We start from the raw sequence: 14132 nt of genomic DNA, 5'->3' as shown, positions 1-14132 counted from the left end.
TCATCTCTCCGGGGTGTATGCCGCAGCAGTTCAGAGCGTCGGTGCTTGCGTACTGCCTATGCGCTCGCTGAGGACGCCGATGAGCATCGATGCGGTCAAGTCAGGCCAATGCTGTACCCACGTTTCGCCCGAACGTACTCGGCGAGCATTGTCGATAGAAGTCCTACGGACTCCGCCCCGCCGTCGAGAAGGACGCGGGGTAGGCCGAGTGCGACGCATTGAAGAACGATCGGTGCGAAGGTCTGTTTCGCCTCATCTTCCCGTCCTGCCGCGGCGAGACAACACACCTCTAATGCGATCGCTGCGACAAGCGCCCGCGGTCGCTTTTGCGTCGCGACGCGTGCCACCAATACGCGACTACGCCTCAACGCCTCCTGGACTGCGGCGTCCGACCGGTCGGTGAGGAGCATCCTGATCGAAGACTCCTCGTCAAGTTGAGAGCATTCCTCGGCAATGCCACCCTGACCTTCCGTAGGGGGACTGAATTTTCTCAGGCGGGCGCTCGTCCCGGGATCGAGCGGCAGCCCGGCACGGATCCGCTCATTCACGACCCGCTTATCCAACCGTGAAATAGACAGCCGAGCAGCTACTGCCATTCCTTCATCCAATCGGATCGCCGCGGCGGCATGATCGCCGCGAAGTGCCTTGATCCGCGAACCCACGCCATACGTGGCGAGCAGGATGTCGACCACGCCACCTTCGGAGCCAAGCTCATTGCTTCGGTCGAGCAACTCCTCCGCGGCGTCGACGTCACCTTTTTCGTACAGCAAGGAACCTAGGAGGGCGCCTGCTAGGCGCGCGGCATGGCTGTGCACGCCAGTCAGGATGGCAAGTTCCAGAGCAGTGCGGAATTTGCTCTCGGCTTCCCGGATATCGAGAATCTCGTACGCCGCCACTCCGGCCATGCAATATCCGTACATGACGCTGAACGGACCGACGGTCCAGTTGCCGGCCCACTCCTGCCATCGGCGCGCAGTCGCAAAGTCGAAACTGTGCACGGCCAGAAAGGACGCCACATCGCTCGCACCCGAAGCCACGAAGGGACGCACTTCGTCAGGATGCTGCAGTATGTCGTCGATCAGGTCCTGCACCCCCTCGACCTGATCAGCGAAGACCCTCCCCACCGCCTGTATCAGGTCGGCCTCGCGGCGGATCGCCTGGTGCTGGTCAGCGGATCTCGATTCCGCGTCGAGGCCGGAATAGAGGCGTTCGAGGGAGGATTGCGTGGCAGCGGGGTGCTGCAACAGCACGTTCCCCCACGCGACGAGGAGCGGAAGTTCCGGGTATTGGTGAGTCTCGGCGGGCGGTAGTTTCGCCACCAGGCCGAGGAGTGTCGCCATCCGCGAGTTCTCGATCAACTCCGGTCCACCTGATTCGACCAGGTGGACGGCACGGTCGGGGTCCTGCGCGGCCACCGCGTGATCGACTGCTTCGCTGAGCATTCCGTGCGCGCCGAACCACTGCGAGGCAACAAGGTGCAGTTGTCGGACCTGGTCGGATTGTCTCGCTCGAGTCGGCGTAGAAGGAAGTCGGCAAACAGGTGGTGGTATTGGAACCACTCCTCGTCGTCGTCGATTCTGGTCAAGAACAGATCCCGGTTTTCGGCTTCCTCGAGCAGTGCCTGACCGTTCTGGCAGCCCGACAGCTGTGCCGCAAGGTCGCCACAGACCTTCGCGGTGATCGTTCAGACAAAGGCGGCGCCGGTAAAGAAGGCAGCCGCGAAGAAGACCGCCGCGACGGTTCCGGCGAAGCCGGCGACGGCGAGCACGGCTCCCGCGACGAAGACGGCCGCGAAGAAGGCAGCCGCGACCAAGACGGGGGAGAAGAAGAGAGTTGGGGAGAAGTCGGCCGGGAAGAAGATCGTCTCGGCGAAGGTGCCAGTGACGAAGGAAGTGGTGAGTAAGGCTCCGGCGAAGAGGACGACCAGGGAGATTCGTGAGTGGGCGCTCGGGGCGGGTCATGAGGTGTCCTCGCGTGGCCGAATTCCTGCCGAGATCCAGCGAGCTTTCCGTGACGCACAGGTGGAGAAGCCGGTCGCGTGAGTTGCAACATCGTCCCGGTGCACACCGTGCACATCCTGTCGCGAACCATGATCCGGTGGGAATCATGGCCTTCGGCGCCATGCGGTGGGCGGTGGTCCCGTCAGCGGTGCCGGCGTACGGGGCGGGGTAGTCGCGCTCGAGGATGGCGCCGGGTCTTCGCGGGCACGGACGAGGTGACCGTCGATCCCCGCCCCGCCCCTCCGTGCCCGTCCGCTCCGGGGCGGGACCCGCCGGCGAGAACTGTGAGGGGAGTCGGCCGCACGCTCACTGGCCCCCGTTTGGGCCGCTGGTCTCGGGCATCGACGGATCGACCGCTTTGAAGGTACGATAGGTACGTAGTTCTGACGATCGTACCTGGGAGGGTTGGATGAGTGCCGAAGCGTTCTCCTCGGGACCTGTTCCTGCGATCGATCCGGTGGTGGCGGCGCGGATGTCCGAGTCGATCCGTGTCGAGGGGCTCGAGCGGGCGTTGGGTACGTATTTCGCGGAGTTTCGTCTCGCCCTGGTCCAGGCAGGCGAAAAGACGCCGGATCGCGGACCCGGCGCAGCCTCAGCAGGTCGGCGTGGCACCGAACTGGTAGCGCTGGGGGCAGAGGAGGTGGGCGGGGACGTGGTCACCGCGCTCACCCAGTTTTCCGCGGCAGCGTTGTCGCAGACGGAGCGGTTGCAGTTGGCGCAGTCGCTGATCGCGACCGTCACCGATGCCGATGCCGATGCCAATGCCAATGCCGATGGCAGTGGGCCGCGGGCCACGGCCCGCCGTTCGGTCCTCGACGCCCTCGAGGTGATCGACTCCAAGGAGGTCGCCACGATCCTGGCGCCGACGAGCGAGCCGATCCGCAGCGTCGCACAGAAACGGCGGAAGGCGGGGGAGTTGATCGGGTTGCCGATCGGCACCCGCCCGGACTACCGGTACCCGCTGTTCCAGTTCGACCGGGCACGGCACCAGATTTATGACCTGGTGAAGTATGCGAACCGGCGGCTCGCGGTGGCGGAGGACCCGTACGGTGCGGCGTCGTGGTGGCTGACCGCCACCGAGATCCTCGACGGCCGCAGCCCCCTCGAGGACCTCGAGGCCGGCGAGCTGACCGAGATCGCGATCGACAACGTCCTCGACGTGGCACGCCGGGGCATGTGAGCGGGTGCGAACGTACAACGGCGCACCCGCGCACACCGACACCATTTCGGCCGGCACCGAGTTGTGGCGAATCCACCGCACCGACAGCCCCTTCCCGCCGAACAGCGTCAACTCCGCCGCCATCGCCCCGCTCGAGGACGGCTTGACGATCAACACCCGCACCACGCGGGTACCGCGGCAGGGCCGGTTCGACCCGGTCCACGACGACCGCGTCTGCCCGGGCGGCTCACTGCTCGGTGGCTACCTGTACGTCGGGTTGTCGGTGGGTGCGGTGGTCGCCGAGGGGGTCCTGCGCGGCACCGACATCCCCAAGACCGGAATGCTCTCCGACACAGCCCTCGCCGAGGTGTCGCTCACCCGGATGATTGCAGGTGAGGACATCACGGTCGCGGTCCTCGACACCCAGGCCGGGCTGGCGGCGATCAACCAGGACGGCTCGCTGACCGGGTGTACGTGGCGGGACTACCGCGACTCCCGCATCACCTGCACGAACATCCTGGCCGGCACCCCGGCGGCGGCGGGGGTGCGGTATCGGTGCCGCCACGGCCAGGACGAGCTCGCCGTGATGCTGGTCGAACGGGGCGCACCACCGGTGATCAGCATCGACGCCACGGGTGATCTCGCCGACCGGGGATGGGCCCGCGAGGGTCATCGAGTCCCTTCTCGACGACTTCGGTCTCGTCGAGGACGTTCCGTAACCGGTGCCCGAGGCCAGTCGGGGCGGCTCAGTGATTCCTGACGTCCTCACCATCCGCCACAGTGTCGTCAATGACACTGCGATACTGCGTATTACACCTCGGATGTCGGTGTTGGCGTCGGGGAAGTGAACACGGTTGGTGATCGTCGGGAGGTCCTCACGACCTTCGCGCGCGTGGCAAGCTGCCTGCCCGGACCGCGACCCGCGATTGGGACGCAGCACACACCGGCAGGGCCGGATGGGTGAGCGCCGACCCCTGGAGGTGATGGGCATGACCTCCTGCGACGAGATCCGACGCTCTATCGCGTTGATTGCGCCAACCCGGTTGATCGACGGACGTCATGCTGTCGGGCATTCGAATGATATTGAAGTGCAGTGGTTTCGGGATATGTTCCGAGAGATCAGGATCTATTGATTTCGAACATCTTCGGATCGAGGAGCAGTTAATGAAGCAAAAGTGCACAACCCTGGTTGCGTGTGCAGTGATGAGTTTGGTGGCTGTGTTCTCGCTCGGTGCGGGGACCGTCTCCGCTGCGCCCACGGGGTGCAGTAAGGGTGGAGGGGGAACTTACGCGACGGCGATCTGCAGTGGAGGTACTGGTTCTTATCAGGCATATGCCACGTGTATGAACCCAACTATTCCCGGAGCTACGTTTTATAAGTTCGTCGAAGGCCCGTGGAAGGCGGCCAGGAGTGGACAGACTTCGACGGCCGGGTGTCCCTTTCTCTACGTCGTGTCATCTCGCGGAGTCGGAATAAGGAACTGACGCTGTCCGGCTTCTCGGGTCGGGTGGGGATCTCACCGCCTCGGGGTGCAGGTTTCCTGCCGGTTTGTGGCCGGCTCGGATGATGGGTGCGGAGTACACCTACGGATGGTCTGCGAGTCAACGCTCACGGACCATCTTCCCGGGTCGAGGCGCGGATCGGGTGGGGTGATTCCTGGCCGCAGGGTGCGTGCTTCGGGGCGCACGCGGTTCCCTGCTTGGTGCGGATCGTTCTCGGGGGCGTTGGCCACACTCGGCCCTCTCAGGGCCGCGGAGTAATTTCGGTTGACGGGACATTGTCGACGAACCTGGACGTCGCAGTTGGTGGGTGAAGCCAAGGCGGGCTCGGCGAGCGGGTGCGATGTGTCCCGTCCGGCCAGGCCTGGCGTCTCTCGCTGCGGATGCGAAATCTTCGGGGGTTGTCGGTGTCGGTGTCGGTGTCGCGGATGTGAATAGAGGAGTCAGACATCGACCCGCCCAGCCGGGCGCAATGGTATGTGTGTCTTCGATGTACAGCTATTGACGTGCTATCTGCGATCTCGTCGAATCTTGTGACGTGCATAGCCATGTTCCGCTTGCCGGTGGTGCAGCAGTTATTCTGTGGCTACATGCAGGGAGGGGTGCATATGTCGAGCGGTGTGACGCAGCGGCATCGGATCGGGATCGTCGAGGACCATGAGTCCGTGGTCATGGGTATGGCGGCGATGTTGTCCGACGAACCCGACCTGGATCTTGTGGCCACGGCGAGCACCGTCGCCGAATTGCTCGGGACCACGGTGGATCTCGACCTGGCGATTCTTGATCTGCGACTGGTGGACGGTTCCTCACCGAAGAGCAATGTCGAAACTCTGCGCGGCGCGGGCATCGAGACCCTGGTATTCACCGGGGCGGAGAACCCGTATTTGGTCCGGTCCGCCGCGCGCGCGGGAGTCTTGGGCGTTGTCCGTAAAACGGAGTCACGGGAAACGGTGGTCGCGGCCATCCGCACCGCCGCTGGTGGGGGACAGGTGGTCACCACCGAGTGGGCGGCCGCGATCGACGGTGATCCCGGTCTGTCGGAGGTTGGGCTCAGTCCCCGACAGCTCGAGGTCCTCGAGCTGTACGCGTCGGGGGAGAAGGCCGTTCGGGTCGCGCGGCTGACCGGGCTGGCACCCCAGACGGTCAACGACTACCTACAGCGGATCCGGCAGAAATACGCAGAGGCGGGCCGCCCGGCGCGGACCAAGACGGACCTGTACAAGCGGGCATTGGAGGACGGGTGGCTTCCGTATCCGGAACGTCCCAGCGACACCTGAGCGAGCCCGACTCGAACGAATTGACGGGCCATCAGTCCACGGACCGGATTCTGCGGACCTTCGCCCGATTCGTGGCGGCCGGGTACGGGTTCTATCTGGTCCTGCTGCTGTCGGACATCATCGCCACCGCCGATCAGATGGTGTGGTGGTGGACCCCGACAGTCGGGGTTCTCGTGTTCGGCTCCGGACTATCGATGGGCGTGCTGAGCGGCGGCAGTATCGACCGGATGCGGTGCGCCGCCGCGATCGCCGCCACGGCATTTCTCCTTGCCGCAGTGTCGTGGTGGTTCTGCTGGGACGGCACACAGACCACCACGGACCGCGGGATGTGGCTGTCGGTGTTTCCCGGTCTCGCGAGTCTCGCAGCGGCCATTGCCTGGCCGGCCTGGATGGCGTTCGGCCACATGACCCTCGCGGTGACGATCATGATGCTCATCAACCAGGCCGCCCGGGACCCGCGGATGAACAGCCCCTTCCTGCCGGATCTGGTCTTCGGGCTGATGTTCTGCGCGATCTTCGTCGGCGCGACGGTGATGGCACTGCGCACGGGCCGAATCCTCGATGCCACCCGGGCGACGACCCACGCCGCGGCCGCGAGTGCCGCCGCGGTGCAGGCCCGCACCGTCGAACGGGAACGCTTCGACGCGCTGATCCACGACGATGTGATGTCGACCCTGCTCGCGGCATCCCGCGGTGAGGTGGACCCGACGGTCAGGCGGCAGGCACGGCACACGCTGCGGCGGTTGAACCTTCTGCGGTCGGAGACGGCCTCGGATGGGGCATTCGACAGCGGGGCCGTGCTGGCACATTTGCGGGCGATGGCGACGCAGGTGGACGAGAACGTCGCGATCGGCGCGACCGTGGACCCGAAGGCCGCGGCATCCGAGTACCCGGCGGACGCGGCCCGCGCTCTCGGCGCGGCGCTCGCCGAGGCCCTGCGCAACAGCATCCGGCACGCAGGGCGCGGTACGCGGCGGGCGCTGTCGGTGACCATCACACCCGCTTTGGTGCTCGTCGAGGTCAGCGACGACGGGGTTGGATTCGACCCGGCCGCGGTGGCCCCACACCGGCTCGGGGTCGCGGTGAGCATCCGGGCCCGCATGCAGCAACTTCCGGGAGGATCCGCGGTGATCACCACCGGTCCGGGTGCGGGAACCCGGGTCACGCTGTCCTGGACGGCGGCGGCATGAGCATCGACGTCGTCCGGGGCGAGGACGTGCGCGACCTGCTGGGCATGCGCACCCGGGCCGCCTACCTGATGGTCGGATTCTACGGACTCGCATGCGTCCTGTTGACCGCGTACATGCTCACGAGTGTCAGTCACTGGTGGCCGGTGGTGGTGGCGGCCGCGCTGTGCACCGCCGGGGCGGTCACCCTGGTGACCGCCAGCGGCGACCCCTTGCCCCCGGGCTATACCGCGGCCCTGACTCTGATCGGGCCGGTCTCCTCCGGGTTCGTTCTCGCGGTGGTACCCGTCCCGGTGACGACCACCCTGCAGACGTGGACCTTCGGCGCCACCACCGCCATCTACACCTTCATGTGCGTACGCGGACGGACACTGTGCGCCTGGATCGGCTTGGCGGCGACCATGGCAACCGCTTCCCTCTGGGCGTCGTGGACCGGGCAAGGCGCGCTGCACGGTGTCGCGATCACGGTGATCAACGTTGCACCACTGTTGATGGCGACGTTCTTCGCATTCACCATCCGACCGCTCGGGAAGGCAATCTTCACATTGCGGCAGCAATCAACCCAGCGCGCGGCGACCGAGGCCGCGGCATCGGCGATCCTCGACGAACGCGACGCACAATTGGACCGCCTCGACGAACTCGCCCGGCCCCTGCTCGCGCGTATCGCGTCCGGCACGCCACAGACCCCGGACGAACTGCTCGCGTGCCGGCTGCTCGAAGCGCATCTTCGAGACGGCCTCCGCGCCCCGGGCCTGACGGACCAGGCGACCGCTGCCGCCGCGCGCCGAGTACGAACCCGCGGTGTCGAGGTCGTCATGCTCGACGACCGGGGGATGGCAGATGCCGACGACACCGTCCGGCAGCGATTGCTCGAGCACGTCAGCGCCCGACTCGACGGTGTCGTCACCGGGACGGTGACCGTGCGGATCATGCCCCCCGGCCGGGTGAACCTGGCCACCATCCTCATCAGCACGGACGACGACGTGACCAGGCTCGAGTACGACCATGACGGGCACCTGATCCCGACCGAGACCCGCGGCCACGGGGCTGTCCACGAGGCCGACGAGGTTATCGACGTGTGAAGGTCACTCTGGTGGCCGGGTGCAGCGGATCGACACCGGTGATCTGATCACCGGTCATGGTGAGGACCCATTGATTGTCGCTGCAGTCTCCGCTGTTCACCTCGACGTCGGCCAGTACCGAGGCACCCAATCGGCCGATCTCGGTCCGCGTTGCGTTGCATGGGGGATCGGGGATATCGATGTTCGCCGACTCGGGCTGGTACCACTGACGTTCAGGACGGACGTGTATGCCCCGTCGACAACATCCCATCGACCAAACCAGCCACCGCGTACGAACTCCTCTGACGGCATCGACCCCACGGGCCCAGGACCAGTCGGCCCTGCGCCGGGTGCGACCCCCTCCACGGCGCCGAGAAGCCCGGGCAGGACCGGAACAAGGGAGAAAGCGTCCTCGGCCGAGCCTGCGGTGCCGGAGCTACCCACGTTGATAACCCGGTTCAGCGGTGGTGACCGCATCGGAAGACATCGCCAAGCCCCGGCGACCGCAGCGGCGGAGAGGATGGTGGCGACACGGCTCATGAGTGTCGCTCTTTCCTGGTTGACGACTTCTCGGCCTGAAGTGACGTTACGAGCTCAAATCGCCCTTGCCAGTCCGTCATTCGGGTGTCGTTCGTGTATTGCGCCGCCGCGACGGTAGGGATCCGCCCGGTTCGTTCGGTCGGGCAACGATGCCCATACTTTTGTGGGCAGAGAAACTTCCGTCTTCAACGAAACGGGCCCTCCGTTTACGGTCGGGGGGACCGTAAGCAGCGATGTCGGGGCAGCTGTGGTCGTTTCGCATTCATCTCGGACGAGGAGACCTCAATGACGATCGCCATGGAACACACCTTCGTACCGGCGCACGAAATCAAACGCCCGACCGCGCCGGCAGCGCCGATGCTCTCGGTCCGGGAGGTGCAGGTCCTGCGTCACTGGTTGCGGTGCGACTCCAAACAGACGGTGGCGAACGAGCTGTTCATCTCGCTCGGCACCATCAACACGCACCTGTCGCGGATCCGCGTCAAATACACCGCCGTGGGCCGCGAGGCATCGACGAAATCGGCGCTGCTGGCTCGTGCGTTGCAGGACGGCCACATCACCATCGACGAGCTGTAGCGCAGGTGAGGGGTTCAACGGGCGCGTCGACGTTCGAGGGGTCGTCGACGCCCTCCGCTGAACACAGTCTCCGGGCGAACGCACGCGCCGCGCCTGCCGTGTGGTCCGTGTGGGATCGTCGCGAGTCGGCCGTCCTCTGAGAAACGGCGTCGAGGTGCGCCGGCGCGGAGGGATGCGGGCCAAACCGTGTACCGATTCTTGGCAACGAATCCCCGATGCGATGCCGTTCCGGTGCCTGTCCCGACTACCTGCGACATCCAACCAGGCCGTAGAACCGTCGTCACGGTCGCATCGGCCGGGAGTTGATCCTGCGCGAAACCACACTCGGGATCAGGCGCTTTCCACGAAGCGGTCGTCCGAGTACACGACACCGGAACGTTGGAACGAGCGGGTAACCGGTACAACCGATTTCCACGACGTCACCGGTACGAGCGCTGAGAACAAGCTCCTGACCCGTCGTGGTCACACAGACTTTGTCGTCGAGTAGAGCATGCCGCGGACGGTCTGACACGAGAAGTCATACGTGAGAACTCAAGGCAGAAGTCAGCGGTATACGGAGATCCGCTCCACCGACTGGATGTGACTGCGCCTCATCGTCGACGACGGCTTCCCAGGCTTTGCGGACACCCTCTTCGCGCCCAATCTGTCCGGAAGTGCGCCGAGGCCACCTCCCGTACACATCAAAGGCCGGAACCGAAGGTGGCGTCGGAGCTACTTCCAGTAGCCGCCGTGTTCGTTGCATAGGGAACCGGTGTTGTTGCACTTGCTGCAGGTCAGCTTGCCGGCGATCGGGCTCGAGGCCCGCCCGCCGTTGCAGTAATGGCAGTCGTTGACGGGGCGGAAGCACTTCTTGCATTGAGCCACCATTTTCTCCAATCGGGTTGTGGACTAGCAACTGCTTCGGGGACCTTCATTGGCGGGCGCGGCGGTTGACCTTCCATCCGGGTACCCAGCACAGGCCGTACGTGGTGGCACCCGCCGCGATGGCGAAAAGCAACAGGACGAATCCGGACCCTACGGCACCGGAATTGAACAAAACGAAAGCGATGACACCGAGCACAAGGGGAATAGCGACCGCCTTGAATGTGGAATAGCCGAACGGGAAACGTGGTACTGCCCACGTCCGCTTCTCCATGCGGTCCAGGTAGTCGGCGATGTGCCGGACGCGATAGTCGACATCGTCGTCCGAAAGTCCCAGCGATGCTACGCGTCCGACGAGGGCACGCATCGTGGTGATCTCGTCAGGACTCGACACCCGATACGCGCCATCGCCTTGCATAGCCGGGGCCGATTCCGCCTTGTCCAGCAGCGCCTGCGCGAGGTAGAAGTTGACGACCCTGACTGTGGGATACGCGGCGTGAACCGGCTCGATCGTCAGCAACGCCTCATCGATGAGCCCGTTCTGAAGAAGAACCGAGCCGACGGCCAAGGGGTAGATGAACTCGTCCGGGGCGAGCCGCGCGGCCGTCCGGTAACTCGACAGCGCACCCTCCCACTGCGACAGCTCCTCATGGACAAGGCCCGCGTGAAAGTGGAAATCGGGGTTGTTGGGTTCGATCGTGGTCGCCTGCCGCACTTCGTAGAGCGCATCGTTGAGCTCGCCGAGTCCGGCGTTTGCCCTGGATCGGAGGATCCAAGCCTCGGCGGAGTCGCCGATGCTGTGGGTGGCTTCACGAGCGGCATACGCGGCCGAGTGATAGTCGCCTTCCGCCAGCGCATCTCTCGCCTGTTCGACCCAGTTCGCCGACGACCTGCTCCCGCCAACCGGAGTCGGTACCGGCGACGATTGAACACCATTCCGGGTCAGCTGACCGTCGAACGCACGCCGCCGCGCCGGATCGAGCAAGGCATCGAGTGCGGTATCGAGTCGGCCGACCCTCAGCTCGGCCTCTTCGCGGACACTCGGGTCGCCGCTGACGGCACGTTTCGCCCAGATCCTGCTCTGCTTCTTGTGTGCCTCGCGGATCTGCTCATCCGATGCGTCCCGGGGCACTCCCAGGATCGCGTAAAGGTCGAATTCCATCGTCATGAAACATCCTCACCTCGTACCCGGGCCGGCGCATGCCGCGACCGCTAACCGATCCTGGATTGCGCTGTCTACAAGACCATTTCAGTGCAGCGTCACCGATTTGAACATCGTGTACCTGAATGACATCGGTTCGAGGGGCATTCCAATCCAATACCGCACCTCCGAGCGCACGCCAGTTGGGGCGGTGTAAAGCCCTCACGGTTAGCCCAGGTCACGATGCCCATATTTTCCTGGGCAGACAAACTTCTGTCTTCTACCAAGCGGATTCCCCGAATACGTTCCTTTGAAGTGGCGGCACAAGTCGCCACCGAACCGAGCGCCGGAGGAGAGAACATGCGCGAGCAGCATGAAATGGACAACCGCGAGCAGAAGACGGCCAGCGAGCCGCTCTTCCTGAAGAGCCTGGTGCAGCCACTCGATGACCGAGTGGAAATGGCGAAGCTCCCGAAGATGTGCAAGAACAGCTTCTACGGGAACTGAGCCGAAACGGTGCGGAGCATTGCCACCGGCGGGTGCTCCGCATCCCGGCCAACTTTGGGAATTGACTCATGAAACCCTTCATCGACCACGCGCCGGGCACGACCGTGGCAGACCTGCAATATCGAGTTTGGGAGCAGCTGTTCAACCGGGCGGATTACGAACGGAGAGTGTCCGCCCTGTCCGAGCTTGGAATCGGAATGGACGACTTACCGGCTGACGTCCGACGATCAGTGGGCCTGCTGACGCAGTCCGAGGTCGGCGTCCGCCTGGTGTGCTCGCATTACAACCTGCCCGAGTCCGAGAATTTGGACACGCTTGCCCTCGTGCTTCGACTTGCCCGATCTCTCGCCCAACGCCGTGGACGGGGAACGACCGACATGGCGCGCGCCTTCACTGACGCGTCCGCGGCGCTTCTCGACACCTTGCCCGCGTCCACCTCGGAGGTCGAGCGATGGACGCACTCTCTCGAATTGCTCTCCAGTCCCGCACGGCCAACGTGGGACCACGAGGAAATTCGAGTGGCGGCCGAGTCGTTGCCCTTGGCCATAAGTGTCCGGTGTGCGGCGACAGAGCGAGACGACCTCGACGGTCTCGTACGGATTTTCGACGTGGGGACGGCGCTGGACTGGCTCATCCTCGACATGAAACTTCTTCTCGAGAACTCTCCGGCCTTGTCCCATACCGCTCCGGTCAGTGATCTGCTGACAGAGAATCGTTCAATCGAGCACGCCTCGTCGTCATCGCGAGTAGCACGGTCCATTCAGCGGATCGATGCGTACGCGCGTGAGCTCGACATACGGCTATCCGGCACGGATCCGGGGGCTGCGCCTGGGTTCGTCGTCGAACACTTTCAACCTGTCCTGGCTTTGACACAGGTGGTTGCCAACGGACTCCAATCGGAGGGGGTGCTGTGAGCGTAGTGATATTTGCGGCTCTCTTGTCATGAATGTGGATGGGTTGCCGTGTGATACGGGAGGGTGAGGGTGACGGGTCCGCAGGCGAGCAGGATCAACGCGAGAGCATTCTCGGCGGTGTGGAATCCGTAGGCCCGGCGGATAATCAGCCTCACCTTGTTATTCAGTCCCTCATGGCGTCCGTTCGCGAGGCCTCGTTCGACCGCGGCGGTGATGCCGTCGAGGTGCTTTCGGATGGTGCGTCCGAGTTTGACGAACTGCGGGATCCGGCAGCGCTGCGCCCAGGCACACCATCGGGCGAGCATCTCGAGCACCACCTCGTCGTCGAGATCGCCGGCGAAGACCGCGCGCAACGCCTCCTTGAGTTCGTAGGCCCGGACCAGTGCGCCGCCCTGCCGTTTGAGCGCTTTCAGTGTCGAAGCCTGCTTGGCGGACAGGCTTTCGGGATTCTTCAAAAGCGCCCACCGCGCACCTCGATAGGTCTTGGCGATCTGCTTGTCCGAGAGACTGCGGGCGTGCTGCCACACCTGGCGACGCACGTCGTCGAGGGCGTCGGTGGCGAGTTTGACGACATGGAACGGGTCGAAACAGATCGTCGCCTGCGGGGCATGCTCACGCACCGCCTTGACGTAGGCCGGTCCGAGGTCCATCGACACCGCCTCGATCCGCTCCGCGGCCCCCGCGGGCAGGGTGTCGGTGAAGAAGGTGCCGAGCGCGGCGGCGTGCTTGCCCTCGGTGCCCCAAACGATCTTGCCGGTCTCGTGGTCGGACACCAGCGTCAGATACTTGTGGTGGCGGCGCCACGAAATCTCGTCCACCCCGATCTCGACCAGATTCGTGAATCGGTCGGGGTCGAGTTTGTCGGCGACGACCCGGCCGCAGATCGCGCCGACGGTGCGCCAGGTGACCCGGCAGAACACCGACACGGTGGACTTGTCGGTCTTGGTGGCCAGCCACACCGCCAGGTCCTCGAAGTCGCGAGTGAACCCGGATCCGGGTCGGGCGAAGTCCACCGCCTCGACCAGCACCCCGTGCTCGGGGCATCGCAGTCGCCGGCGGCGCATCGTGAGCACACAGACGCGTCCACCCAGGTCGAGGTGCCGCCACGATGAGTCCACCTCGCGGGTGTCGTAGCGATGAAGGGTTGAATAGTCGCAGTGCGGGCACCGCATCCGGCGGCGGTGGGGGCGCACCGCCACCCGCACCCGATCGTCGGCGATCTCGACGTCGCGGACGGTGGCCTGCGGTAGGCACAGCAGCCTGTTGAGTAGGGTTGAAGCGCGCACGGGTCATCTCCGATGGTGACGGATGTGTAGGAGCTTTCGACCCTACGGGCGGCCCGTGCGCCCACCCCCACACCACCTGCCCTTATCACATGCAGGGCCATCCACATTCATGGCAGAAGAGCC

The 14132-nt window shown here is 64.8% G+C and carries 12 protein-coding genes and 1 pseudogene; 9 read left to right on the top strand and 4 right to left on the bottom strand.

Annotated features, from left to right (window positions below; all coding sequences use genetic code 11):
- Positions 1–95: 95 nt before the first annotated feature.
- Both ACNJ7E_RS03130 and ACNJ7E_RS43975 read right to left on the bottom strand, forming a co-directional pair.
- On the bottom strand, positions 96–1442 hold the full coding sequence (locus ACNJ7E_RS03130) for a hypothetical protein (RefSeq protein ID WP_418339122.1): 1347 nt from the start codon (positions 1440–1442) through the stop codon (positions 96–98).
- Positions 1355–1618, bottom strand: a complete 264-nt coding sequence (locus tag ACNJ7E_RS43975) for a winged helix-turn-helix domain-containing protein (protein WP_489686817.1) — start codon at positions 1616–1618, stop codon at positions 1355–1357. The genes ACNJ7E_RS03130 and ACNJ7E_RS43975 overlap by 88 nt, the downstream gene beginning before the upstream one ends.
- Before the next feature lie 64 nt (positions 1619–1682).
- Between ACNJ7E_RS43975 and ACNJ7E_RS43970 the strand changes: the two are divergent.
- From ACNJ7E_RS43970 to ACNJ7E_RS03090, 7 genes and pseudogenes are all read left to right on the top strand, one after another.
- Positions 1683–2042 (top strand): annotated as a pseudogene (locus tag ACNJ7E_RS43970) (Lsr2 family DNA-binding protein); the annotation flags it as partial.
- A gap of 367 nt (positions 2043–2409) precedes the next feature.
- Entirely contained in the window at positions 2410–3180 is a 771-nt protein-coding gene (locus ACNJ7E_RS03115) for a hypothetical protein (RefSeq protein ID WP_418339121.1), read from the top strand.
- 4 nt (positions 3181–3184) lie between these two features.
- The gene (locus tag ACNJ7E_RS03110) at positions 3185–3919 is read left to right on the top strand and encodes a hypothetical protein (RefSeq protein WP_418339120.1); all 735 of its coding nucleotides are present in this window, start codon (positions 3185–3187) and stop codon (positions 3917–3919) included.
- 1348 nt (positions 3920–5267) lie between these two features.
- The gene (locus ACNJ7E_RS03105; RefSeq protein ID WP_418339119.1) at positions 5268–5936 is read left to right on the top strand and encodes a LuxR C-terminal-related transcriptional regulator; all 669 of its coding nucleotides are present in this window, start codon (positions 5268–5270) and stop codon (positions 5934–5936) included.
- On the top strand, positions 5900–7126 hold the full coding sequence (locus ACNJ7E_RS03100) for a sensor histidine kinase (protein WP_418339118.1): 1227 nt from the start codon (positions 5900–5902) through the stop codon (positions 7124–7126). Before ACNJ7E_RS03105 ends, ACNJ7E_RS03100 begins: the two co-directional genes overlap by 37 nt.
- Complete coding sequence (locus ACNJ7E_RS03095; protein ID WP_418339117.1) at positions 7123–8205, top strand: hypothetical protein; 1083 nt, start codon at positions 7123–7125, stop codon at positions 8203–8205. Before ACNJ7E_RS03100 ends, ACNJ7E_RS03095 begins: the two co-directional genes overlap by 4 nt.
- Positions 8206–9009: 804 nt before the next feature.
- On the top strand, positions 9010–9300 hold the full coding sequence (locus ACNJ7E_RS03090; RefSeq protein ID WP_418339116.1) for a LuxR C-terminal-related transcriptional regulator: 291 nt from the start codon (positions 9010–9012) through the stop codon (positions 9298–9300).
- Positions 9301–10210: 910 nt separating this feature from the next.
- Here the strand turns inward: ACNJ7E_RS03090 and ACNJ7E_RS03085 are convergent.
- The gene (locus tag ACNJ7E_RS03085) at positions 10211–11329 is read right to left on the bottom strand and encodes a J domain-containing protein (RefSeq protein WP_418339115.1); all 1119 of its coding nucleotides are present in this window, start codon (positions 11327–11329) and stop codon (positions 10211–10213) included.
- Between the two features lie 333 nt (positions 11330–11662).
- Between ACNJ7E_RS03085 and ACNJ7E_RS03080 the strand changes: the two genes are divergently transcribed.
- Together ACNJ7E_RS03080 and ACNJ7E_RS03075 are read left to right on the top strand one after the other, a co-directional pair.
- Entirely contained in the window at positions 11663–11809 is a 147-nt protein-coding gene (locus ACNJ7E_RS03080; RefSeq protein ID WP_418339114.1) for a hypothetical protein, read from the top strand.
- 68 nt (positions 11810–11877) lie between these two features.
- The gene (locus ACNJ7E_RS03075; protein WP_418339113.1) at positions 11878–12723 is read left to right on the top strand and encodes a hypothetical protein; all 846 of its coding nucleotides are present in this window, start codon (positions 11878–11880) and stop codon (positions 12721–12723) included.
- 26 nt (positions 12724–12749) lie between these two features.
- On the opposite strand, the gene ACNJ7E_RS03070 is transcribed toward ACNJ7E_RS03075, so the two are convergent.
- Positions 12750–14009, bottom strand: coding sequence for an ISL3 family transposase (locus ACNJ7E_RS03070; RefSeq protein WP_418339027.1), 1260 nt, complete (start codon positions 14007–14009; stop codon positions 12750–12752).
- Positions 14010–14132 lie beyond the last annotated feature (123 nt).

The sequence above is a fragment of the Rhodococcus mengyinensis genome (assembly GCF_048381435.1).
Lineage (GTDB): Bacteria > Actinomycetota > Actinomycetes > Mycobacteriales > Mycobacteriaceae > Rhodococcus_F > Rhodococcus_F opacus_D.
This window is presented reverse-complemented; position numbering and strand designations above follow the sequence as displayed.